Annotated in this window: 21 protein-coding genes; 6 read left to right on the forward strand and 15 right to left on the reverse strand. The window is 56.5% G+C overall.

Translation table 11 applies throughout. The features are described 5' to 3' along the window. Entirely contained in the window at window positions 1-1,131 is a 1,131-nt protein-coding gene (locus tag WJU22_RS16850) for a Gfo/Idh/MocA family oxidoreductase (RefSeq protein WP_341839345.1), read from the forward strand. A gap of 254 nt (window positions 1,132-1,385) precedes the next feature. After that, on the forward strand, window positions 1,386-2,411 hold the full coding sequence (locus WJU22_RS16855) for a hypothetical protein (RefSeq protein ID WP_341839346.1): 1,026 nt from the start codon (window positions 1,386-1,388) through the stop codon (window positions 2,409-2,411). An 86-nt stretch (window positions 2,412-2,497) separates the two neighbouring features. On the opposite strand, the gene WJU22_RS16860 is transcribed toward WJU22_RS16855, so the two are convergent. The 5 genes from WJU22_RS16860 to WJU22_RS16880 all read right to left on the reverse strand — a co-directional run bounded on the left by WJU22_RS16860 (window position 2,498) and on the right by WJU22_RS16880 (window position 10,422). Continuing rightward, complete coding sequence (locus tag WJU22_RS16860) at window positions 2,498-3,745, reverse strand: alpha amylase family protein (RefSeq protein WP_341839347.1); 1,248 nt, start codon at window positions 3,743-3,745, stop codon at window positions 2,498-2,500. After that, the gene (locus tag WJU22_RS16865; protein ID WP_341839348.1) at window positions 3,745-5,340 is read right to left on the reverse strand and encodes a RagB/SusD family nutrient uptake outer membrane protein; all 1,596 of its coding nucleotides are present in this window, start codon (window positions 5,338-5,340) and stop codon (window positions 3,745-3,747) included. The genes WJU22_RS16860 and WJU22_RS16865 overlap by 1 nt, the downstream gene beginning before the upstream one ends. 86 nt (window positions 5,341-5,426) lie before the next feature. Further along, window positions 5,427-8,762: a TonB-dependent receptor gene (locus tag WJU22_RS16870; RefSeq protein ID WP_341839349.1), complete on the reverse strand. Its 3,336-nt coding sequence runs from the start codon at window positions 8,760-8,762 to the stop codon at window positions 5,427-5,429. A 141-nt stretch (window positions 8,763-8,903) separates the two neighbouring features. Further along, window positions 8,904-9,812, reverse strand: a complete 909-nt coding sequence (locus tag WJU22_RS16875; protein WP_341839350.1) for a FecR family protein — start codon at window positions 9,810-9,812, stop codon at window positions 8,904-8,906. A gap of 73 nt (window positions 9,813-9,885) precedes the next feature. Then, a complete protein-coding gene (locus WJU22_RS16880; protein ID WP_341839351.1) occupies window positions 9,886-10,422 on the reverse strand; it encodes an RNA polymerase sigma-70 factor in 537 nt (178 codons plus the stop codon). A 106-nt stretch (window positions 10,423-10,528) separates the two neighbouring features. Between WJU22_RS16880 and WJU22_RS16885 the strand changes: the two genes are divergently transcribed. Continuing rightward, complete coding sequence (locus tag WJU22_RS16885) at window positions 10,529-10,987, forward strand: YciI family protein (RefSeq protein WP_341839352.1); 459 nt, start codon at window positions 10,529-10,531, stop codon at window positions 10,985-10,987. Here WJU22_RS16885 and WJU22_RS16890 read toward each other — a convergent pair. From WJU22_RS16890 to WJU22_RS16910, 5 genes are all read right to left on the reverse strand, one after another. Further along, window positions 10,984-11,751: a LytTR family DNA-binding domain-containing protein gene (locus tag WJU22_RS16890; protein ID WP_341839353.1), complete on the reverse strand. Its 768-nt coding sequence runs from the start codon at window positions 11,749-11,751 to the stop codon at window positions 10,984-10,986. The genes WJU22_RS16885 and WJU22_RS16890 overlap by 4 nt on opposite strands. Then, a complete protein-coding gene (locus tag WJU22_RS16895; RefSeq protein WP_341839354.1) occupies window positions 11,748-12,809 on the reverse strand; it encodes a sensor histidine kinase in 1,062 nt (353 codons plus the stop codon). The genes WJU22_RS16890 and WJU22_RS16895 overlap by 4 nt, the downstream gene beginning before the upstream one ends. 14 nt (window positions 12,810-12,823) lie before the next feature. Further along, window positions 12,824-13,717, reverse strand: a complete 894-nt coding sequence (locus tag WJU22_RS16900; RefSeq protein WP_341839355.1) for an NAD-dependent epimerase/dehydratase family protein — start codon at window positions 13,715-13,717, stop codon at window positions 12,824-12,826. Between the two features lie 90 nt (window positions 13,718-13,807). Continuing rightward, window positions 13,808-14,596, reverse strand: a complete 789-nt coding sequence (locus WJU22_RS16905) for an SDR family NAD(P)-dependent oxidoreductase (RefSeq protein ID WP_341839356.1) — start codon at window positions 14,594-14,596, stop codon at window positions 13,808-13,810. After that, a complete protein-coding gene (locus WJU22_RS16910; RefSeq protein ID WP_341839357.1) occupies window positions 14,593-15,189 on the reverse strand; it encodes a hypothetical protein in 597 nt (198 codons plus the stop codon). The genes WJU22_RS16905 and WJU22_RS16910 overlap by 4 nt, the downstream gene beginning before the upstream one ends. A 202-nt stretch (window positions 15,190-15,391) precedes the next feature. On the opposite strand from WJU22_RS16910, the gene WJU22_RS16915 reads away from it, so the two are divergent. Together WJU22_RS16915 and WJU22_RS16920 are read left to right on the forward strand one after the other, a co-directional pair. Beyond that, the gene (locus WJU22_RS16915; RefSeq protein WP_341839358.1) at window positions 15,392-15,859 is read left to right on the forward strand and encodes a hypothetical protein; all 468 of its coding nucleotides are present in this window, start codon (window positions 15,392-15,394) and stop codon (window positions 15,857-15,859) included. A 154-nt stretch (window positions 15,860-16,013) separates the two neighbouring features. Next, entirely contained in the window at window positions 16,014-16,595 is a 582-nt protein-coding gene (locus WJU22_RS16920; RefSeq protein WP_341839359.1) for a diheme cytochrome c-553, read from the forward strand. A 48-nt stretch (window positions 16,596-16,643) separates the two neighbouring features. On the opposite strand, the gene WJU22_RS16925 is transcribed toward WJU22_RS16920, so the two are convergent. Beyond that, window positions 16,644-17,081, reverse strand: coding sequence for a DUF2147 domain-containing protein (locus WJU22_RS16925; RefSeq protein WP_341839360.1), 438 nt, complete (start codon window positions 17,079-17,081; stop codon window positions 16,644-16,646). A 133-nt stretch (window positions 17,082-17,214) separates the two neighbouring features. On the opposite strand from WJU22_RS16925, the gene WJU22_RS16930 reads away from it, so the two are divergent. Continuing rightward, window positions 17,215-19,947 carry a glycoside hydrolase family 78 protein gene (locus WJU22_RS16930; RefSeq protein WP_341839361.1) on the forward strand — a complete coding sequence of 911 codons (2,733 nt, stop codon included), beginning with the start codon at window positions 17,215-17,217 and terminating at the stop codon, window positions 19,945-19,947. 86 nt (window positions 19,948-20,033) lie between these two features. Here the strand turns inward: WJU22_RS16930 and WJU22_RS16935 are convergent, their stop codons facing one another. The 4 genes from WJU22_RS16935 to WJU22_RS16950 are packed head-to-tail and all read right to left on the reverse strand — an operon-like array spanning window position 20,034 to window position 21,963. Next, window positions 20,034-20,246, reverse strand: a complete 213-nt coding sequence (locus WJU22_RS16935; protein ID WP_341839362.1) for a helix-turn-helix transcriptional regulator — start codon at window positions 20,244-20,246, stop codon at window positions 20,034-20,036. Continuing rightward, window positions 20,246-20,860, reverse strand: coding sequence for a DUF2975 domain-containing protein (locus WJU22_RS16940; protein ID WP_341839363.1), 615 nt, complete (start codon window positions 20,858-20,860; stop codon window positions 20,246-20,248). The genes WJU22_RS16935 and WJU22_RS16940 overlap by 1 nt, the downstream gene beginning before the upstream one ends. 10 nt (window positions 20,861-20,870) lie before the next feature. Continuing rightward, complete coding sequence (locus tag WJU22_RS16945) at window positions 20,871-21,440, reverse strand: TVP38/TMEM64 family protein (protein ID WP_341839364.1); 570 nt, start codon at window positions 21,438-21,440, stop codon at window positions 20,871-20,873. Then, window positions 21,427-21,963, reverse strand: coding sequence for a class I SAM-dependent methyltransferase (locus WJU22_RS16950; RefSeq protein WP_341839365.1), 537 nt, complete (start codon window positions 21,961-21,963; stop codon window positions 21,427-21,429). The genes WJU22_RS16945 and WJU22_RS16950 overlap by 14 nt, the downstream gene beginning before the upstream one ends. Window positions 21,964-22,340: the final 377 nt, after the last annotated feature.

Below are 22,340 nucleotides of genomic sequence, written 5' to 3' on the forward strand. Positions count from 1 at the left end.
ATGTATAACCGACCTATCAACGTAGCCATCGCCGGACTGGGGTTCGGCGCCGAGTTCATTCCCATCTATCTCAAACATCCGGATGCGAAGCTGGCGGCCATTTGCCAGCGCACCCGCACCAAACTCGACGAGATCGGAGATGCCTTTCACATCGAAAAGCGGTATACCGATTTCGACGAAATGCTGCTCGACCCGGATATCGACGCGGTCCACATCAATACGCCCATCCCCGACCATGGGCAGCAGTCCATCAAAGCCCTCCGCGCCGGCAAGCACGTTGCCTGCACGGTGCCGATGGCCACTACGGTGGAAGAGTGCGAGGAGATCGTGGCGCTGAGCCGTGAAAAGAATTTGACCTATATGATGATGGAAACCGTCGTGTATGCGCGGGAGTTCCTTTTCATGAAGGAGTTATACGATAAGGGCGAACTGGGGAAAGTACAGTTCCTCAAAGCCAGTCACCAGCAGGATATGGACGGATGGCCGGGCTATTGGCCGGGCCTGCCGCCGATGTATTATGCCACCCATTGCGTGGGGCCGGTGCTGGGGTTGATGCGCAGCGAAGCGGAATATGTGTCCTGCTTCGGTTCGGGTACCATCCGCGAGGAGATGCATGGTTTTTACGGGTCGCCGTTTGCGGTGGAAACGACCCATATCAAATTCCGGAACAGCGACGTCGGCGCGCATATTTACCGTTCCCTGTTCGATGTGGCGCGCCAGTACCGGGAAAGCTTCGAAGTGTACGGGTCGAAAAAGTCGGTGGAATGGCCGCTGATCGAAGGGAAGCCGTTGGTGGTACATACGGCCAAGCGCCCGGAGCCGGAGATCCCTGAAGAAACGGAGTGCCCCGATTTCGCGCACCTGCTGCCGGCGGAGATCCAGGCGTTCACGCGGCAGGGGGTGTATGATGCGGACGATCATCAGCACCTGTCGTTTACGCAGGGCGGCGGCCACGGCGGTTCGCATCCGCACCTGGTGCACGCGTTCCTGCAAGCCCTCAAAACCGGGGTGCAACCTTACCCGAACGCCGTACAATCGGCCAATATCACCTGCGTGGGCATTCTGTCGCATGCGTCCGCCCAACAAGGCGGTGCGCTGATCCAACTACCAGCATTTACCTTATCGAAATAGTTCATTAACGTTGAATTGGTAAAGGGACCGGTCAGGCGAAAGCTTGCCGGTTTTCTTTTTTGGGAACCCGCCTGATTTCAAAATGCCTGGGTTTCAATACTTTTCCCATCTACATGAAAAGTAAACGCGAATTCTTTTCCTAATTAATTAAATAATTTAATAAATAGTTCAATAATACTTTTATATTTACGAAACTAATGGCCATTTAGTTAAAATAATTTATTTAACCCGAGAAATCCACTTCCACGATCACCATGAAGAATTCCCTTTACAAGGGCTTGCCGTTGCTTGCCCTCGTCGTTACGGCCGCATGTCAGAAAAACAACGACGCCACGCCCGGATCACCCGCCGACAATGCATTGCAAACCCAGGTTTCCGTCGCGTTCGACCAATGGAAATCCGCCTTCCGGCAATCGCCGTATCAGCCGCAAAATTACCGGTTGCTGCCGAAAACGGATGCCGCCGCTTCCAAATCGCTTTTCCTGTCTGGCGAGGCCGTGTACCTTTTACCCGGCTCGCTGAAAAATCCGCAATTCCGTGCATTAAGCGATCTTGCTACCGCCGACCGCGAAAGCCTCCAGGCAACGGCCGGCCGCATGGCAGACTCCCTGCTCGCATTAGGTGCGGACATAGCTGAATTCAGCTGGGCCACGCCGCAGGGAACGCTGCGCACCTACGCGCTGGTACATAACGGAGCCGTTCGTTTCGACCAGGTATTTTCCAACTGGAACACGGTAAAATCCACGCAGGAAACCATCGTCGATAAAGCCCTGAAAGGTGCGATCACCTCCGCAAAAGGTTCGTCCACGCTGCCCACGCCGGACCCTAACGAAAAAGTGACCGTCATCACGCCGCAGCTCTTCGTATTCCATGAAGGCGGAACGCCCAAAACGATTTCCGATCCCTGGGCCACCAAAGCCGTGTTCGACCTCGAGCACAAACTCTGGGTCGCTAAATTCATCTATACAGACACGGTAACGAACACGGTTACACGTACATTCTGGAAAGTCTATGCGACAGATGCCGTCGCCTCCAAAACGGTCTATTCCGGCGAAGGCAGGGCATTGGCGTCGCGGATCGACGGCCTGTCGGATTTCGACCCGGCCACCGGCATCGTGCACGGTTATTCCACCATGGCTTACGTTTGGTGCTGGACGCAGGCCGCCGGTTTCCCCTTCACGATCAACTTCGACGGTACCGATTACCAGATCATCGGCGGCACCAACGGCGGTGAATCGCAGGTGGGGCGTACCACGCGTTATGGCGACAATATTTTCTGATCGCTGTTACAGTCACTTATAAAAACAACAACGGGGCACAGATGTGCCCCGTTTCAGCTTGCTGAGGTTTCCACTTAAATCTGAAATCACATTCCAGACCGCTCTGCCCGGTCGATGCCGGCTTTCAGGCGGTCCCATAAATTGAAGCCGATCACCTGCACGATGTCGAACATCACCAGGCCTTCGCTCTGCGTGAGGCAAACGTACACCTGGTCTTCGATATCGCTGTGGTTGAGGGCGTATAGGCTGCCGTACATTTTGCAGGCGCCGTTGATGATACGTTTACCGCGTGCGAGGCCGAATTCGATCGATTCGGGATCGTTCAGGCCGTAAGTTCTTTCGAGGTAGGTGCCGTTCATGAACACGTCCAGCTGCTCGGCGAAGCCCGTTTTGTTATAGTCGGGCGAGGCCCAGGGATATTCCTTCGTGGCGTCGTATGTCTGGCTGGCCCAGTTCTGTCCATTACTGTACAGATGCCCGTACCAGGAAGCCGCCCAGTATTCCAGCTGCACATCGGGCTGGATGGTTTTCACTTCCTTCCGCACCTTTGCGATGAAATCATGGATGACGCCCGCGCGGAATGCGAACCACTGTTTCGCCAGCGGGCCATCTTTCCTTACTTTCTGGCCTTCATATGTTTCCCAGGTGAAAATATCGTCGGGGAAGCGATCTACTTTTTTGCCGATGTATTCCTCGAAACGTGCGCGGGTGTAGTCGGAAAAATCGTTCTCCACATCCGCGAAACGACAGTAATCCAGCACATATCCATCGATATCATACCCGGAAACGATTTCCCGGATAAAGCCCAGTGCGTAATCCTGGACCTCCGGCATCAGCGGATTGAGGAATGCGGCTACTTTGGTTTTATCGTTCCGGATGTCTTTCATGCCTTTGGGCGTATGTTCCATCGTGGTTTTCCCTTCGAATCGCTTGTCGCGGTACGCGGGCCCGTTGCTGGTTTGTGGATGGCCGGCGGGGAAGATGGCGGTGGATACGCTCACTTTGAGGTTACGTTTCCTGGCCTCGTCGATGAACACCTGCAGGTAATCCCATTTGGCGGTCCGCTTTTCTGCGCCCACCTGTTTGAGGGGATGCATGGTTTTCGTTTTTCCGTACAGCACGTCGCCATAAATGGGCCGCACATCAATCACCACCTGGTTGAAGCCGGCGGCTTTGGTCTTGTCGAGGTAAAACCGGATGGAATCCTTGCTGGAAAACCGTTTGAAGTTGGCTTCCGCGTCGAACCACATGTATTTCGGCTTTTCGTTCTTCCCGGGCCCCGGCCCGCCGGCCTGTGCGAGCAGGCCCATCATCAACAGCGTTTTTATCATCATTACCAGTCTTTATTTTGATCGAGTACGTTCGGGTTTTTGTCGATTTCGCCCTGCGGGATGGGGAAGAAATACATTTTGTCGCTGAAGCTGCGCGGTTCTACCTTGATGTAGGTGAACACGAGCGTTCCGCCCCCGTTGCGGGTTACGCGCACGCCATGTACGTCTGACCCCAGGATTTCGGCGCCTTTCTTCCAGCGGCGGGCGTCCCAGAAACGGTGTTTCTCGAAAGCCAGTTCCACGGCCCTTTCATTCTGGATGCGCTCGCGCATCTGGTCTTTGTTGAGGGTGGTGGGCAAATCCTGCGTGATGCCGTTGCCACCGCGCCGACGAACGAGGTTCATAACGCGGTGCACTTCCGCAACCGGGCCATCCGCTTCGTTCAGCGCTTCGGCGTAGTTGAGGTAGATTTCGGCGAGGCGAATGATGGGGAAGAACCGGCGAACACCGCTCTGGTTATTGGCGTTCTGGAATTTGCGCATGTAATAGCTGGTGCGCGACCAGTCGCCGCCGATGGCAGGGTCCTGGTTGCCGCCGGGCAGCATGCTCAGCGTTACGTTCTTGTGAACGGCCCCATGATAGTTGATGGTGGCGTAGAACCGGGGATCGCGGCCGGCGTACGGATTCTGCGGATCGTAGCCGCTGGCGGGATCGGTGATTTCCTTGCCGTTGGCCATGTTGTATTTGTCGACCATATCCTGCGTAGGATTGGTGCCGCCCCATCCCATGCCTGCAGGGTCTGCGATGGCTTCGTTGAAAGCCGCGCGGTTGCTGGAAAGGATCACTTCGTTGTTGTCGGGGAACAGGAAGATGTTGGCGTAGTTGGGATGGAGGGAATACTTCCCGTCGTCGATGAGCGATTTCGAGATGTCAGCTGCCGAGCGCCATCTTTCCACTTTCCCTTCCGGGTTGAAGAGGGGGCTGGCGTAGAACAGGAGCATGCGCGATTTGAGGGCTTTTACGAGCGTTTTATTGGCGCGCCCGATGTTGCCGCGGTTCAGTTCCTTCCCGGGATTGTTGGGGTCGGGCCCGAACCATACCAGGGGAATTTCGGGGTTATTGGCGCAGCTGTCCAGGTCTTTGAGGATCTGGCCCACCACATCGTCGATCGATCCGCGGCGGGTATTGCGCAGCGCTTCGGAATCGGCGTCGTAGGGCTGTGTTACGATGGGCACGCCGCCATAACGTTTCAGCAGTTCCCAGTAATTCCATGCGCGGAGGAAGAACACCTCGCCCTTGATGCGCCTGGGCGTAAGGTCGGATTGCGTTACCTGGCCGGCGTGCTTGTTCGGCACTTTGTCGATGTTCTGCAACATCAGGTTGCATTTGCGGATGGTGCGGTAGGTGTAGGCCCAGATATCGTCCGGGTTGTCGCTGGGGTTCCAGGAACCGTTCTGGTACTTTTCGACGGGCGTTCCGCCGAAGGAGTTGTCGAGCTCGTCGGTTCCCGCGCCGGTGGTGGAGTTGCCGATATCCATGAAGTTACCGGGCTTGGTGAAGGTGTAGGCGTAAACGTCGGTGAGGAACTGGTTGGTGAGATCGATGTCGCCGAATACTTTCGATTCGTCATAATCGAGCTGAGGGGCCTGGTCCAGCACTTTTTGCAGGATGCGCCAGCTAGGGCGGCTGCGAGCAGTATGTATGCGGATAATTTCTTCATGTTGTTGGATTTCAGGATCAGGAATTAGAAGCTAACGGTTGCGCCGAAGTTGTAGATCTTCTGTTGCGGATAGAAGGTACCGTTGCCGGAGGGCGCTTCGGGGTCGAACTGGAAGTCTTTCATGTCTTTCATGTACGTCCAGAGGTTCTGCCCGTTCACGTAGAACCGGATGCCCTGGAGTTTCAGGCGGTTCACGAGGTATTTGGGCAGGCTGTAGCCGATCTCGAAGTTCTTGAGGCGAACGTAATCCGTGCGCTTCATCCAGAAGTCCGACACCACGGTGTTGTTGGTGTTGAGCGTGGCGTGAAGGGCCGGGTAGGTGGCCGTTGCGGCGGTTTCGGGGGTCCAGCGGCCGAGGTGTTTTTCGGTCACTTTACCGTTGCTGAAGAATTCATACGCGGCGAACCCTTCCAGCAGGGTGTAGGCGCCGAACGCACCCTGGAACAGTACGCTGAAATCGAATTGTTTGTAATGCACGCCGAAGGATGCGCCCAGGGTATGGGTGGGAATGTCTGTCCCGGCCACGGAAGTCTGGTCGTTGGCGTCGATCACACCGTCTCCGTTGAGGTCGGCGTACTTGATGTCTCCGGGGATCACCTGTCCGAGCTGGTCGGCGCTCTTGGCGATGTCTTCCTGGTTCTGGAAGAAACCGAGGGATTTATACCCGAAATACTGGTTGATGGGGTGCCCCGTGCGCATGAGCCAGGGGTAGAGGCGGGGAGGCTCGTCTGCATACACCACCTTGCTCTTCGTGAAGTTGATATTGCCTTTCACGTGATAGCCCCAGTTTTTGTTCACTTCGTTCTGATGGATAAGCTCCAGCTCGAACCCGTGGCTTTTGGTTTCACCCATGTTGATCGCCGGGAGGGGACCGCCGTAGGTTGCCACGATGGTACCGGGCGTGATAAGGATGTCGGTCACGTTTTTGGAAAATACATCGAGGTTGATCCCGAGCTTGTCGTGGAAGAAGCGTGCTTCCAGGCCACCGTTGAGGATTTTATGCTTTTCCCAGGTTACACCGCGCGTACCGGCCGATCCTTCGGAAAGACCATTAAACCACACTTCGCCGTTCTGTCCGAAGCTATATCCGGAGCCGGCCTGGTAAATGCTCTGCCAGAGGAAGCGGCGCCCGCCGATCTGGTCGTTGCCCACCACGCCGTAAGAACCGCGCAGTTTCAGGTAGTTCAGCCAGGAAACGTCTTTCATGAACGGTTCGCTGGTCATCACCCATCCTGCCGCAACAGAGGGGAAGAACCCGAACCTGGAGCCCTGCGGGAAGTTCTCCGACCCGTCGTACCGGCCATTCACGTCCACGAAGTATTTGTTGTTGTAATTATAGCTCATGCGCGCCATTACCCCCTGCACGAAGAAGGGTTTGCCGTACTGGGCGCCCTGGATCACGCGCTTGCGCTGGTTGTACAGCACCATGCCGGTCACGTTATGTTTCTGGAACTGGCGGGCGTAGTTGATGTAATATTCGAAGTTGAGCGCGTAGTTCGGCGAGCTGGACGCCTCGGTAATGGGCTCCAGGTTGGAGTCGTTGCCGAGCGAAAGCTTGGACGATTGTGTGGCTTCGTCCCAAACGTACATGCCATACCCCTGCGTGCGGTTCATGCGATAGTTGAAAGCGCGGTCGAAGGAATAGTTCAGCCCCGTGCTCAGGCCCTGGGTGATGAAGTCCAGTTTGCGGATGGCGCGGATGGTGCCTTGTGCGGTACCGTCGAAGGTTTCGGTGTAGCCCGTGCGACTGAGATCGCCGATGGGGTTCTGCGTATGCGCGCCGGGCTGGGCGATCTTGCCATCGGGCAGCAGGGCCAGGTACGTGGGCTGGTACCAATATACCTGGCGGAGCATGTCGCCTTCAACGCCCGCTGTGGGAGCGTGTTTGCTGGTGATTACGCCGGCGAGGTCAACGGCGATGTTGAAATCTTTGGACAGTGCGATATCGATGTTCGACCGGAAGTTCCAGCGGCGGAATACGTCGCGGGTATCATAGTCGGGATTCTCGTATTTGCGGAGGATGCCCTGCTGGTTGAGGTATGCGGCGGACACGAAGTATTTTACCTTGTCGTTGCCGCCATTGATGCTCAGGTTATAACGCTGCGTGGGCGAAGTTTCGCGGAAGAGCAGGTTCACCCAGTCGGTATTCGGGTATTTGAGCGGGTCGGAGCCGTCTTTGTATTTCTGCAGGGCTTCTTCGGAATATTGCGGTGCGCGGCCGTCGTTGGCCAGGGCTTCGTTGTACAGCGTGGCGTGGTTGTAGGAATCGAGGAATTTCGGCAGCTGCGTAGCCTGGTTCACGGCATAATTGGCGCTGAAATCCACTTTCGGAGGGCCGGCCTTGCCGCGGCGGGTGGTCACTACCACAACGCCGTTCGCGCCGCGGATACCGTATTGCGCGGTGGCAGACGCGTCTTTCAGCACGGTGATCGATTCGATCTCCTGCACGTCGATATTGTTCATGGTACGCTCCACACCGTCGATGAGGATCAGCGGACTATTATCACCAGACGTAGAGTAGCCGCGGATGAGGATGCGGGAATGGTCTGCCCCGGGCGCGCCGCTGTTCTGCATGGCGATGAGGCCGGGGAGGCGCCCAGCGAGGGCGTTGGAAAGGTTCGAGGCGGGGCTTTGCTTCAGCTCGTCGCCGGTTACCGTCACCAGCGATCCCACGATGGAGATTTTCTTCTGTTTGGTATATCCAACTACGACCACTTCTTCCAGTCCGCCGGAATTGGTTTTCATCAATACGTTCACCGTCGTTTCCCCTTCCAGTGTGATTTCCTGTTTTTCATATCCTACATAGGAAAAAATAAGCACGCTGTTGGCCGGAGCGGAAAGGGAGTAATTCCCCTGCGCGTCGGTCACCACGCCGGTGGAGGTGCCTTTGAGCTGCACGCTTACGCCGATAAGGGGCGTTCCGTCTGCGTCGGTCACTTTGCCGCTGATGACGTTGTTCTGCGGCGCGGCGATTTCCGACTGCATGGATTTGGGCAGCGGCATTTTTGTCGGGCGAACGGAGAAGTACCGGTCAGACTGGCGGAATTCCAGGCCGGTGGTTTCTTTCAGGTAGTTGAGGAGGTTGAAGAGCGATTCGTTCTTCACCTGGAGCTTCACGCTCTGGCCGGCGTTGCAGGCGGCGGCGTCGTAGAGGAAGCGGATATCTGCCCGTTTTTCTATCTCGGCGAACACGCGTTCGAGCGGTAAGCGGTCATAGGGGAGGCTGATGTAGATCTTTTTGGTGTCGAGCTCCTGTGCGTCGGCGCGTGCGGCCAACGGTAACAGGGTAATGAGGAACAGCGCCGCGAGTAAAAGCTTGCGGGCAGTTTTCAGTGCGTAACATCGTGGAGCATGTTGCATGTTTCTACATGGATTTTGGTGAGTATACTTTGATACGGGCAATACGATTCTCTGCGGTGCATCGGCACCGCCGTGGGTTTACGGGTCGCAGGATGAGACGGTTTTTTTAAGGTTCGGATGTATGCATATGACGTCTGTTTTTCATGGTTCCTGTGGCATGGGTTGTGGCAGCAGCCAGAGGGAATCGCCTGCCATCCGGTATTGCACATCAGCGATGAAGGCGATGTTGCGGACAACGAATTCGGGTTTTTCCCGGGCAAATTCCCCTGTCACCTGCCACTTCCGGTTGTACAACGCGGTATCGGCGATGATATGGATGTTATAGTAATTCTCGAGCTTGGTGATCACTTCGTCGAGCCCCGCGTGCTTGAAATACAGCACGCTGCCGCGGTAAGCTTCGGGTGCGGCGCGCTCCACCGTTCTGGCGGCGCCCGTGTATCCCAGCGCCTCCCCGGGCCGGAGGTACATGCTGTCGCGCTCGCGCGTCACCACCACCTTTCCGTAACGGAGCCAAACCTTCACCTCTTCCGAGCCCTCGGGCGCGCGTACTTCGAAAGACGTTCCCAGCGCCGTGGTCTTCACTTTGCCGCTCACCACCGTAAAAGGGCTCCGGGCATTCCCGCTCACCTCGAAAGCGCCGGTGCCCGTGAGGAACACCATCCGCTCGCCTTCCGAAAACCGGCTGGGATACCGCAGCGCCGACGGGCCCTGCAGGAACACGACCGAACTGTCGGGCAGCACGATGCGCGATGTTTGACCGGCCGCTACGTAGGCTGTCAGCTCCTGCGGCGCGCGCATGAGCCGGATGCCGTAAATGGCGGCGGCGGCGAGCACAGCGGCGGCTGCGGCTACGGTGGCGCGGCGGACGAACCTCCGCCACAAAGGCCGGCGGCGCGCTTCGATCTTGCGCCAGATGGCGGCCCCGTTGCCGGGCGCTTCTTCCAGCCCGTCGGTTTCACCGCTCTGCAACCAGGCGGCTACTTCCGCCAGTTCGGCTTCCGAGCACCGGCCGGCGATGAATTTGTCGATGATCTCTTTGGATAATTGCATGTCTTTCCGGGATGGTCCCTGTATATAAGTTCCATTTCAGGGCTAATACCCTAAACGTTTTTAAAAATATTTTTTAAATCGTGCCGGAATGGTGGCAGGAAAGTTCGAGGAGCACGACGAGGAGCGATTGGCTGAGGGCGCGCAATGCCTTAGAGACGTGGTATTCGACGGATTTGACGGACAGCCCGGTTTTTTCGGCGATCTGTTGGTAGGTGAGGCCATCTTCCCGGTTCATGAGGTAGATGGCGCGGGTTTTTTCCGGAAGGGATTCGAGGGTGCGGTGCGCCACGGCGCGGATTTCCTTCACTTCGAGCGGGCGCTCGGGCTGGGAGTGGCGGTGATGGTCTTGCAGGGTGTCTACCATCCGCAGCAGCGCCGCGTCCATTTTTTGCTGGCGGATGAGATATTTAAGGGAAAGGTTCTTGGCGGCGCGAACGAGGTAATGGTCCATATTTTCAATGACTTGCCTGTCGCGGTTGTTCCACAGTGAGATGAAAACCTCCGTCACCGTGTCTTCCGCCGCCTCGCGCGATCCGATGGTAAAGTAGCAGATACTGTATAACCTGGACCAATACCGTTCATATGTAGCCCTGAAAAACGCTTCGTCCATTGTAGATTCCCATGTCAAGTGGAATAGGCCCTCCCGACAATACTAGCAATATTTTTTAATAATTCCTAGTGAGGCGGAATTCCCTACATTCGCGGAAACAACCTGTATGAAGCTGCTCGTTATCACCGCGTTAATGGCCCTGTCTGCCATTTCCCTCCACGCGCAAACGGCCAACCCAGGCTATAACAAGCCCCTGGCCGACTCCCTCGGCGCCGACGCTTACGGCATGAAATATTATGTATTGGTCATATTGAAAACAGGCCCCCGGTCCACCGAAAACCAAGACACGGTAGCGGCGCTTTTCCGCGGGCATATGGAGAACATCGGCCGCCTGGCCAAAAGCGGGAAACTGGCAGTGGCCGGTCCGTTGGGGAAAAACGACCGTAACTGGCGGGGGATTTTCATCCTCAACGTGCCTACTGTCGAAGAAGCGGAGGCGCTCCTGCAGTCCGACCCGGCCGTGGCAGGAGGGCTCCTGGCGGCGGATTGCCTGCGCTGGTACGGCTCGGCTGCCTTACCGATGTACCTGCCGTATCACGATAAAGTTCAGGAAAAACATTTTTAAGCGCCGGATGGCAGGCGCCCTTCCAGCCAATTCTTGAAATCGTTCACCCGCTCGCGGCTGATGATGACGTCTTCCCCCGCAGCCGGCTCCAGTTGCAGGATGAAGCGACTATTGTAATAAGTCATGATCTTTTTGATCCCGTCGATCTGCACGATGTATTGCCGGTTGATCCGGAAAAACTGGTGCCGGTCCAGGAGCTTCTCCATCTGGTCGAGGGAATAATCGAGCGGGAGGCGCTGCCCCTCGAACGTAACCGCCCAGGTTACGCCTTTGGTAAACTGCAGCCAGGCGATGTCTTTCGCCTTTACATAAATGAGTTGATTGTTGAGCCGCCCGATAAACCGGGCATGATCGCGCCGGAGGAATTCTTCGGCAATGCCTGCAATGTCCAGCCGGTAAGGCTGCGCGGGCCTGAACTGCTCGAATTTGTCCAGCGCCTGCTGCAATTCCTTCTGATCGATCGGCTTCATGAGGTAATCGATACTGTTCACTTTGAACGCCTGCAGCGCAAAGCCGTCGTACGCGGTCGTGAAAATGATGGGCGTCACCACCTGCGCCTGGTTGAACATTTCGAAACAGTTGCCGTCAGACAGCTGGATGTCCATGAACATCAAATCAGCAGGGTGTTCTTCCTTCATCCACTGGAGGCCTTCGGCCACGGAGGCGATCACGCCCACGATCTCTATATCGGCGCGGCATTGCCGCAGCAGTTGCGTGAGCCTTTCCGCGTTGTGGATCTCGTCTTCGAATATGGTTACCTTCATGAGAGAATGACCGGTATTTTGACGGTGAACGTATCCGGCGATGGGATCACTTCGATCCCCCGTCCGATGGCCAGTTCGTATCGTTTATGAATGTTTTCCAGCCCGATGCCGGAGGGCGTTTCGGGATGCAGCCTCGCCCGCAGCTGGTTGGTGATCACCAGCGAATCGCCCGTGCTTTTTACTTCGATCAGCAGCGGATCGTTCGCGGAAAAACGGTTGTGCTTGATGGCGTTCTCCACGAGCAATTGCAACGTGGCCGGCGGGATGAGGCCTTTCAGTTTCACGGAATCGTCTATCTCCGCATGGAACCGGATGCTGTTCTGGTGGCGGATCCGGATGAGAAAAAGGTACGACTCCAGGAAATCCAGCTCGGTGCGGATGGGCACGAGGTTCTCGAATTTTTTGTCGAGGATGTAGCGGTAGGTTTTGGCCAGCTGGGTGATGTAATCGGCTGCAAGGTCGGGACTTTTGTACACCAGGTTCGTGAGCACGCTGAGCGAATTGAAGAAGAAATGCGGATCGATCTGGTTGCGCAGCGCATCGTACTTCGCCTGGATGTTTTCGCGCATGAGGCGCTCTGTCTGCAATTGATTTTCTTTCCAGGCTTTGTAATAATACATGATCCCGTTAACAGTGAGCAGGAGCAGGTAAAAGATCCAGGTGCCGAAGATGAGGTCCCAACTGAAATGGCTCACGCTTTCCCAGGCTTCGTAGCGGTGGAAGAAAACGATGTCGAACACGGCATACGTCAAACCGAAAAAATACGATGCCACCACGCCGTATGCGAGCAGGCATCCGGCGAGGAGGAAAAATTTCTTCTGGGTGAACCGCGGCGCGGCCCATTTCGCTACCAGGATGGCGCCTTCCCAGGCCAGCAGGCCATATAGCACGTACACGATGCTGAACATGTGGCCGCGGAGGTTGAACACACTGAGGTCGGCGATGAAGGATTGGTCGAAAGATTTGAAGATGGTGGAGATGAGGTACAGGATCACGATCCGCACGAACAGGCGGGCGTATCTGCTGGAAAAATATTTGTCGAACGAATTAACTTCCATGTGTTGCCGTCTGGTTAAAAATAGTCATTTTCCTTCAACCAGGCGCAGGCGTCGGCCACGGCCGTTTCGGTGGAAAGGTACCGCATGCCGAGGTCGCGCTCGGACTTGCGGCCGGAGTAATAGTTCCCCAGGCAAAGGAGCCTCGCTGTCGTATAATTGAGCTTCGGCCGGCGGCCGGAGAATTGCCCCGCCAGCGAGCCCGCCAGTCCACCTGCCTTCAACACCCAGGCCGGGATGGTGAACAGCAGCCGCTTCCGGCCGATAGTGCGGCTCACGATACGGAAAAACTCGCGGTAGCTGTGATTCTCGCCGGCCAGCAGGTAACAATCGCCCGGCTTCCCTTTTTCGATCGCCAGGGCGATGCCGCGGCACACGTCGCCCACATGCACGAAGTTCTTCCCGCCCGGCGGGCACCACACGAACCACGACCGCACGCCGTGCAGCAATAGTTTGCCGCTGCTGGGGCGCACGTCGTGCGGGCCGATAATGAACGTCGGGTTCACGACCACGGCCGGCAACCCATGTTTCTCAACCTGTTCCAGCACGTATTGCTGCGCGAGGTATTTGCTGTTGATGTAGCCCGAGCCGGCGGAGAACAGCGAGAACCCCGCCAGTTCATTCCCCGGTTCGTTTTTGGTGCCGTGGCCGAGTGTGTTGGCGGTGCTCACGTACACGAGTTTTTTCACGCCGTGGCGGCGGCAGGCTTCTGCGATGTGCACGGTGCCGGTGAAGTTGACGCGCTCGTAATCTTCGAAGGAAATGCCCCACTGGTCGGTAATGCTCGCGGCGTGGACGACGTATTCGCATCCCGCAACGGCCAGCTGAACGGCCTGCGGGTCGCCCACATCGCCGTGGAACAATTCCACGGGGATGTCGGCCAGGGTGCGCAGGTTGGCGGAGGGGCGCACCAGCAGGCGGATGTCGTGCCCCAGCCGGTACAGCTCGCGGGTGAGGTTGGCGCCCAGTGAGGCCGGTGGCGCCGGTGATGAGGATTTTGCTCATATGCTGAATTGCATTTCTTTTTTTACTTCCCTTGAAATGATCCGCAGGCGCAGGTTGCCGGGCATCAGCTGCATGAGGAAATGACTGATCCTGTTCGCTACGCCGGGGATGATGACGGGCTGCCCCGCGAGCGTGAGCCGTATCGCCACTTTCGCGATCTCGTGCGTAGGGAGCAGTCCCAATCTGGCTTTGAGCCCCTGGCCAATGATCCGCCGCGCCGTCCCGGAATTGGTGAGTATCGGGCCCGGACAAGCCACGCTCACCGAAAGCCCCGTTCCTGCAAACTCTTCCCGCAACCCGAGCGAAAAGGAAGTGATGAAGGCTTTTGATGCCGGGTACACCGTTTTATACGCGATGGGCGTGAAAGCCGCCATGCTGGAGATGTTCAGAATGTGGCTGCGCGTATGTTCCAGCAAATGCGGGATCATGATCCGCGTGAGCAGCGCCGTTCCGCGCACATTCAGCTGGATAATCCGGTCGATGTTCTCCAGTGGCGTTTCCGCAATGGAGGCCGTTCCGCCGACACCGGCGTTGTTGATGAGGAAATCGACCGGGCAGGCGTCCACGATGGCGGGCAGGTGGTATTGCAATTGGTCCACATCCGTGAGGTCGAATTCGAAAGCGCGCACGTCTACCGGGTATTCTTCCATGATATGGCGCGCCAGCGAATGCGCCTGGCCGCCGGGCAACGCGATGAGCACGAGGTTCATGCCCATCCGCGCGCATTGTATGGCGAATGCTTTTCCCAATCCGGCGCTGGCGCCGGTAATCAAAGTGTAAGTCATTGTTCTGCGAGGTGTTTGAATTGTGTCATGGTTTTGACCAGGTTGCTGTGCACGATCGGGTCAGACGCCCAGCGCGGCAGTTTCCGGTTGCGGTTGGTGGTAATGTAGTATTGTACCTGCACGAACCCCGAATTCCGCGGCTCCAGCAACCATCTTCCGCGGACGCCGGTGAGCCGGGTACGCCCTTCTTCCGGCGGGAACGCCGGGTGCTGGGTACTTTCGAAGCGGACTTCCAGCGGGTTTTCCACATGGAAGGAGAGGCAGCAGTCCTGGTCCTCGAAAGGCCAGGGGATGGCGTAACGGATGTAATTGATCCATTTGTCGGGCTCGGGCGCGGGCAGCACTTTGTATTCCCGGGCGGAAGGGTTCCATCCGGGGCCGCGTTGCGGATCGCGCAGGAGACTGATGATCGAAGGCGCGTTCGCCTTCACGAGGAATACGGCCTTCAGCTCGCGAACGGCGGCATCGCCGTCGCCTATCCAGCGCTCGTAAAGGAAAACGTCGCCGGATTGCTTCACCAGCCTGAAATCGGCCGCGCGGAGCGCCGTGGTGGTCAGCAGTTGTATCATGAGGATGAAGCTGGTCAGTTTCATGATCGGAATGATTTAAGGCAAAAGTCGCCCCGAGGGCCCGGCACGCCGCCGATTTATCCACGAATCGCCGGATGAAGGGGTTGAGTTGTGGAATTCCGGCAAAGCGGGGAAGCGATCGTGGCAAACCCGCTACAAATCTCCCTCCATCCTGCGGCTGTTCATCCATGGCATGGTTATTTCGCCATATCCCGAAACGAACATCATGAAAAAACAACCCGGCATCCCCGATAAAAACCTGGACGAACAACTGCCATCGTCCGAAGACATCAATATGGAGTTCCCGGAAGTGAAAGATATTCCCGGACAGGAACACATCCACGTTCCCCCGGCAGGGGAAATGGCCGACACCACCGCATCTTCCGCAGATGAGGAAGGGGAAGGGATTTTGGATGAGGAGGAGGAAGACGATGACCTCGATCTCGAAGGCGACGACAATGTTTCCGACCTGGAACGCCGCCTGCTGGATAACGCCGCCAACTCAGACCCGGATTATGAAGACGAACAACGCCTGCGAGAAGCCCTGCCCGACGGAACGGATGACGATGGCGACATCCTCAATGAAGACGGTGAACTGGACGTTCCCGGCAGCGAAGACGACGACGAAGCGGAGGATATCGGCTCGGAAGACGAGGAAAACAACGAATTCAGCATCGACAAAAACAGCGATTAGCCCGTCAGGCAACAGGGGCACGATTAACGGATCCGGACAGTTAAAACTGGCAACGGCCGGGCGGAAACGTCCGGCTTTTCCGAAAATAGGTAGTACTGCCCATAGTATACTTAGGTAATGCTGCTATCTTAGCGGCGCAAAAAATTACCGAGTTATGAATTGTAAACCCCTCATCGGCCTTGCCCTCCTCAGCGCAATGGCGATTTATTCCTGTACCGGCACCACCGGTGCGCCAACGGCGGAAGCTCCCTCCAAAGACAGTCTCGTAAAACGCGGCGCCTACCTCGTAAAAATCATGGGCTGTAACGACTGCCATTCCCCCAAGAAAATGACGCCACAGGGCCCCGTTCCGGACGAAGCACTGCTGCTTTCCGGCCATCCTGCGGCGATGCCCGTCGCTAAAATCGATACGGCCACAGCGAAAGACTGGGTGCTGTTCAATATGAATAATACCGCCATCGCCGGGCCCTGGGGCATTTCTTTCGCGGCGAACCTGACGGCAGATTCTTCGGGCATCGGCAGCTGGACGGAAGAGCAGTTCGGAAGAGCGGTGCGCCAGGGGATGTACAAAGGCCTCGAAGGCACGCGTCACCTGTTGCCGCCCATGCCGCAAATACCCGACCTGGCCGACGATGACCTGAAAGCGATCTTCCTGTACCTCAAATCCGTGAAACCGGTGCAGAACGTGGTGCCGCAACCGGTGAGCCCGCCGCAGATGGCAGCGTATTACCGCTAAGGAGATTTGTGATGAAAAAGGAAATCCGCAGCTGTACTGCGGATTTTTTTATTCGGCGCGCGTCCAGATTGTTGTGCGGCCGAAAAGCGGGGCACCGACGTACCCGCGGATATCGAGCGTATTGCCTTTGATTTTCATTTTGCTGCTGTAGGTTTTGCCGCTTTTGGGGTCGTAGATCTTTCCGTCTTCCCATTCCTGATCGTCTGCGTCGTATTCGAAACCGGTGAGGATCACGAGGCCCTGCAGCGGGCGGGCGCGGAGGGAAGAATTGCTGTTCTTCGCATCGCGGCGCGGGGTTTTGCCGTCGGCCTCCAGCGGATGGGCCATCCAGATGAGTTTGCCGAAATATTTGTCGCCGTTTTTATATATCTGGACTTTCGCGTCTTTCTCTTCGTTGAGCCACACGCCGTTCGCCGCGTCTGCCTGGGCTTTTGCTGTGGTATGGATGGTGAAAGTGAAGATGATCGCGGGAAGTAATGCTTTCATGTTGCATGGTTTTGATGATCGGTACCTGTAATTTAACGAAAAATCGGCTACGGGCAGGTGAGTGCAGGATAGTAGTTACGGATGAAAATTATATTTTGAGCGGCACCACTTGAAAACTGATTACGACATGTATATGAAATCCTGGCTATTCCACGTTTTGACAACGGCCGCCGTTTCTGCAGCGGCGGTCCCCTTGTCTTTGTCCGCACAATCTTTCCTTCCCGAAAAATTGACGACGGAATATAAATCCGCTCCGATCGGCATTGCGGCATCGCAGCCGCGCATGAGCTGGCAGATCAAATCCTCCGGCCGCGATTTCCTGCAATCGGCCTATGAAGTGCGCACCGGTGCCAACGCAGCTGCGCTTGCCAAAGGGAAAGAAATTTCCTGGCAAAGCGGCAGGATAAATTCCGGTGTGTCGCTGCACATCCCTTACGGCGGCGGCCCCCTCGCTTCGCGCCAGCGCGTGTTCTGGCAAGTGCGCGTGTTCGACAAAAACGGAAAAGCCTCGCCCTGGAGCGAAGTGGCGTCCTGGGAAATGGGGCTCCTGCAACCGGCCGACTGGCAAGCCCAATGGATCGGGCGAAGCAGCGACACCACGGGGAAACCCGGTCCCAGCCCGCTTTTCCGGAAAGGGTTCCGGTTGTCGAAACCCGTACAAAGCGCACGCCTGTACGTAACGGCGCACGGGCTGTACGAAGCGCATATCAATGGCAAAAGGGTGGGAGACGATCATCTCACGCCCGGCTGGACCGCCTACGACAAACGCCTCCAGTACCAGGTGTACGACATCACGCCCATGCTCCGCAACGGCGATAACGCGATCGGCGCCACCCTTGGAGACGGCTGGTATCGCGGCAACCTCGTGTTCTTCAATCAAAGGAATACCTACGGCAAAACCGCCGCATTGCTCCTCCAGGCGGAAATCACGTACCGCGACGGCTCTAAGGAAACCATCGCCACCGACGGCTCCTGGAAATCCGTCGATTCCGGCCCGGTGCGCTATTCCGATATTTATAACGGCGAAACGGTAGATGCCCGGATGGAAATGAACGGCTGGGCAGCCCCCGGTTTCAACGATGCTTCCTGGGAAAAGGTGGCCGTGCTGCCGCTCACGAAAGATAACCTCGTGGCGCAGGAAGGGCCCGGCGTGAAACAACACGAAAGATTGAAACCCGTCAAATTCATCACCACGCCCGAAGGCGACGCCGTCGTGGATTTCGGGCAGAACATGGTGGGTTGGGTTGAACTGAAAGTGAAAGGCAATGCCGGAGACACCGTTACCCTGCATCATGCCGAAGTGCTGGATAAAGCCGGGAATTTCTATACCGCCAATCTCCGCGCCGCCAAGCAGGAGAATAAATTTGTGTTGAATGGTCGGGGGACGGAAACCCTCGCGCCCAGGTTCACTTTTCAGGGCTTCCGGTACATCCGCGTGAAAGGTCTGCGCCAGCCGCTGGATACGTCTATGTTCACCGGTGTGGCCGTGTATTCGGATATGGGTGAAACCGGCAGCTTCTCCTGCTCGCATCCGCTCATCAATCAACTCCAGAAAAATATCCAGTGGGGGCAGAAAGGGAACTTCGTGGACGTGCCGACCGATTGCCCGCAGCGCGATGAGCGCCTCGGCTGGACCGGCGACGCGCAGGTATTCTTCAACACCGCCGCCTACAACATGAACGTGACGGGCTTCTTCACCAAATGGATGAAAGACGTGGCGGCAGACCAGCGCACCAATGGCGACATCCCCGTCGTGATCCCGGACGTAAAATCCATTCCTTCGCCCGGTTCGGCGGGCTGGGGCGACGTGGTGACCATCATTCCCTGGAATTTCTATCAAAACTATGGCGACCGCCGCATGCTCGAAGTGCAATACGAAAGCATGCGCAAATGGGTGGATTATATCACCGCGCAAAGCAAAAGCGAGCTCTGGAACCATGGGCCGCACTTCGGCGACTGGCTCTTCTATTCCGCGCCGCACGATAACGACGGCCGTTCCGCCATCACCGATAAATACCTCATCGCCCAGGCGTTTTACATCCATTCCACCCAAAACGTCATCAATGCCGCGAAAGTGCTCGGCAAAAATGCAGACGTCGCGAAGTACGAAGAGCTGATCAACAGGATCAAGGCGGCGTTCATCCGCGAATACGTGACGCCCAACGGCCGCATGGTTTCATCGACCCAAACGGCATACGTGCTGGCCCTGAACTTCGACATCCTGCCCGAAGCGCAGCGCGCATCCGCCGCAAAACGGCTGGCAGACAACATCGGGTCTTATGGCAACCACCTCACCACCGGCTTCCTCGGCACGCCGTACCTCTGCCATGTGCTCACGCGCTTTGGTTATACGGATGTGGCGTACAAACTGCTCGTGCAGGAAAGCTACCCTTCCTGGCTGTACCCCGTGAAAATGGGCGCCACCACCATCTGGGAGCGTTGGGACGGCATCAAGCCCGACGGCACTTTCCAGGACGTGGGGATGAACTCCTTCAACCACTACGCATATGGCGCTATCGGCGACTGGATGTATAAAACAGTGACCGGCATCCAACCAGATCCCGCATCGCCCGGCTACAAGCAATTCCGCATCCAGCCGCGCCCCGGCGGCGGGCTCACCCACGCCAGCGCGGAATATAAATCGCTGTACGGCACCATCGCGTCGAAATGGAAGTTGGACGGCGGTAGATTGAAGCTGGAAGTGACCGTTCCCGCCAATACCACGGCGAAAATCGTGTTGCCCGGCGCGGCCGGCGCTTCAGTGACGGAATCGGGCAAACCGGTGCAGCTTTCGGCGGAAGGGAAGGATGCTTCCCTGCAGGTGGGTTCCGGTAATTATGCGTTCGAGTACGCATTCGGCAAATAACCACGACTCTTTTCCCATAACTGTAACGATCACATGCGAAAGGCCGCCCGATGAGGCGGCCTTTGCTGTTGGTATGATAAGTGCGGTTATTCTTCGTCGGCCGAATAATCGAGAATGTCTCCCGGTTTACAGTTCAGCTCGCGGCAAAGGGCTTCGAGCGTTTCGAAGCGGATGCCCTTCACTTTGCCGGTTTTGAGCAAGCTGAGGTTGGTAACGGAAATATCGATCCGCGCCGCAAGATCTTTCAGCGAGATCTTGTTTTTAGCCATTTCCACGTCAAGATTAACAATGATCGCCATTATACAAAAGCTTCGTTTTCCTGTTGCAGTTGCATTCCGTACCGGAATATATCTACCATGATGTAAATGATCGCCGCAACAGCGATGTAAGGTAAGCCAAAATTCCAATTCATGTGGAAGTTGCGCTGCGCTGCGGGGATGTAGGCATGGGCGACTTCCGCCTGCAAAACGCTCAGCAGGAAGTTGTAAGGCGCCAGCAGGCCGATGAAAAGCGCGGTATACCGGAGCCGTCGGATGGTTTCGCCGGTGAAGGGGCTTTGCCGGTTCAGCGAACGGAAAACACGGCGCAGGTTATAAATGGCGGCGATGACGAGGAATTCGAACAGGAAGAAAAACACGAAGGAGTAAACCCGGTAAAGATTGTTCACGGGCAGGAGCATCTTCAGTTGCACATCCTGCGTTTCCATTTCGCCGCCGGGCACTGCAATGACGGAAAGCGGAGCGTTCAGGCGTACGATGGTGCTGAAATTGAATTTCGTTCCGCCAAACATCGACGTGGCAAGGAAGAAAAGCCCGATGGCGGCTAACACGAAATTGAGGTACCAGCAAATATTTACGATCCAGCGTATGGCATGGAAGAAACGGTTGCTGGAAACTGGAGGTGTGTGGTGCATACAGGATGGATCAGATGTTACGCAAGATAAAGATATACAAAGTGCAGATCACGGCCTCACCCGCCAGCAGGGCCGGCAGGAATTTCCGCAGGGGGATTTTCAGCGTACCGGCCACGTAGCATACCAGGTCGGTTGGGGCGATCGGCGCAAAGGCCCATAAGGCCACGAACCACTGTCCGTACGGCCCCTGCAGCCGCTGCCGCATGCGCTCCGTTTTTTCGGGATAATGCTTTTCGAACCACGCCGCCAGGCCCAGCCAACCCGAAAGGTGGTACAACATCCACGATACCACGGCGATGGATGCCAGGAACACGCCCAGCAACAGCCAGGGCTCGTTGCGGAACAGCAGGATGCCCGCTGCGAGGAACGGCGTTCCGGGAATTAGCGCCACGCCGCGGGCCACGCAAATGGCGAAGAACACGGCGACCGTCCACCCGGGATATCGCCCCACGAAAGCCGTGAGATCGTCGGTAGAGAAGCGTTGCGCAAAGATTACGTACAGCGCGATGGCGACCAGCAGCACCGATACCTTGATGATCCGGAGCGTGCGGCCGGTGGCGGAAGTATCATTTCTGGGCATAGTAAATGAATGCGGGTGGGATGTTAAGCAGTGTGAAACCGTAGCATACCGCGGGAAACCGCTGGCGGATGGCGGCAATGTCTTTGAGGGAATACTGGAACTGGATGAAGAACCCCCCGGGCTTGAGCGCCTTGTGGCAACGCTCGAGCAGCTGCGATTTGGTGCCGGCGTCGAGGTTGGCGAGCGGGATACCGCTGAGGATGTAGTCGGCCGACTCGTCGGGGATGTACGCCGGAAGCCGCAGTACGTCTGCATTGTGGTGAGATGCGCGCTGGTCTTTGACGGCAGACAGGATGCGGTACAATTCCGGGTTTATTTCAAAGGAAGCGAGGGTGGAAGCGGGGCTCATGCGACCGAGCAAATGCCTGGTCATAACGCCCGTGCCTGCGCCCAGTTCTACGATGGATAAGGGTTTCTGGAACTGGATGATGTCGGTCATCCGCGCCGTCAGCGCCGGTGAGCTCTCCACAACGGAGCCCGTTTGCCGCAAATTCCGCCATGCCGCTTTGAGGAAGGTATACATAACGCGGTAGAGGTTTGATTACGAAACGAAGGTAAATTGATATTTTCATTAAACAAAAATAAATTTACGTAAAACATAAATTGTGTGATGAAATGCATAAATCTGTGACGAGGGGACGAACGCCGGGCCGGAACGGCCGGTACTGGATAACGGGGCATAGGAATGGACATACCTTTTACGCAAAAAACACAGAAGCCTCTGTAGATACAGAGGCTTACATTTTTCAGCTTCATAACCATTTAAGAAAATTCTCCGGTGAAGCCGGATATATCATCACCGCTCCCGGCGTTGCGGGAATCGGGTTTTGTATAAGTGAAAGGAATCGCGTCTGATAAACATCGCATCGCAAATTACCGGCGATACGTCGGGAAAGACAA

It is taken from the genome of Chitinophaga caseinilytica (assembly GCF_038396765.1).
GTDB classification, from domain to species: Bacteria; Bacteroidota; Bacteroidia; order Chitinophagales; family Chitinophagaceae; genus Chitinophaga; species Chitinophaga caseinilytica.

Excerpts from the sequence above, each read along its gene's own strand:
- WJU22_RS16850 (WP_341839345.1), top strand. The coding sequence starts at position 1 with ATGTATAACCGACCTATCAACGTAGCCATCGCCGGACTGGGGTTCGGC.
- WJU22_RS16855 (WP_341839346.1), top strand. The coding sequence starts at position 1,386 with ATGAAGAATTCCCTTTACAAGGGCTTGCCGTTGCTTGCCCTCGTCGTT.
- WJU22_RS16860 (WP_341839347.1), bottom strand. The coding sequence starts at position 3,745 with ATGATGATAAAAACGCTGTTGATGATGGGCCTGCTCGCACAGGCCGGC.
- WJU22_RS16870 (WP_341839349.1), bottom strand. The coding sequence starts at position 8,762 with ATGCAACATGCTCCACGATGTTACGCACTGAAAACTGCCCGCAAGCTT.
- WJU22_RS16875 (WP_341839350.1), bottom strand. The coding sequence starts at position 9,812 with ATGCAATTATCCAAAGAGATCATCGACAAATTCATCGCCGGCCGGTGC.
- WJU22_RS16880 (WP_341839351.1), bottom strand. The coding sequence starts at position 10,422 with ATGGACGAAGCGTTTTTCAGGGCTACATATGAACGGTATTGGTCCAGG.
- WJU22_RS16885 (WP_341839352.1), top strand. The coding sequence starts at position 10,529 with ATGAAGCTGCTCGTTATCACCGCGTTAATGGCCCTGTCTGCCATTTCC.
- WJU22_RS16890 (WP_341839353.1), bottom strand. The coding sequence starts at position 11,751 with ATGAAGGTAACCATATTCGAAGACGAGATCCACAACGCGGAAAGGCTC.
- WJU22_RS16895 (WP_341839354.1), bottom strand. The coding sequence starts at position 12,809 with ATGGAAGTTAATTCGTTCGACAAATATTTTTCCAGCAGATACGCCCGC.
- WJU22_RS16905 (WP_341839356.1), bottom strand. The coding sequence starts at position 14,596 with ATGACTTACACTTTGATTACCGGCGCCAGCGCCGGATTGGGAAAAGCA.
- WJU22_RS16910 (WP_341839357.1), bottom strand. The coding sequence starts at position 15,189 with ATGAAACTGACCAGCTTCATCCTCATGATACAACTGCTGACCACCACG.
- WJU22_RS16915 (WP_341839358.1), top strand. The coding sequence starts at position 15,392 with ATGAAAAAACAACCCGGCATCCCCGATAAAAACCTGGACGAACAACTG.
- WJU22_RS16920 (WP_341839359.1), top strand. The coding sequence starts at position 16,014 with ATGAATTGTAAACCCCTCATCGGCCTTGCCCTCCTCAGCGCAATGGCG.
- WJU22_RS16925 (WP_341839360.1), bottom strand. The coding sequence starts at position 17,081 with ATGAAAGCATTACTTCCCGCGATCATCTTCACTTTCACCATCCATACC.
- WJU22_RS16930 (WP_341839361.1), top strand. The coding sequence starts at position 17,215 with ATGAAATCCTGGCTATTCCACGTTTTGACAACGGCCGCCGTTTCTGCA.
- WJU22_RS16935 (WP_341839362.1), bottom strand. The coding sequence starts at position 20,246 with ATGGCGATCATTGTTAATCTTGACGTGGAAATGGCTAAAAACAAGATC.
- WJU22_RS16940 (WP_341839363.1), bottom strand. The coding sequence starts at position 20,860 with ATGCACCACACACCTCCAGTTTCCAGCAACCGTTTCTTCCATGCCATA.
- WJU22_RS16945 (WP_341839364.1), bottom strand. The coding sequence starts at position 21,440 with ATGCCCAGAAATGATACTTCCGCCACCGGCCGCACGCTCCGGATCATC.
- WJU22_RS16950 (WP_341839365.1), bottom strand. The coding sequence starts at position 21,963 with ATGTATACCTTCCTCAAAGCGGCATGGCGGAATTTGCGGCAAACGGGC.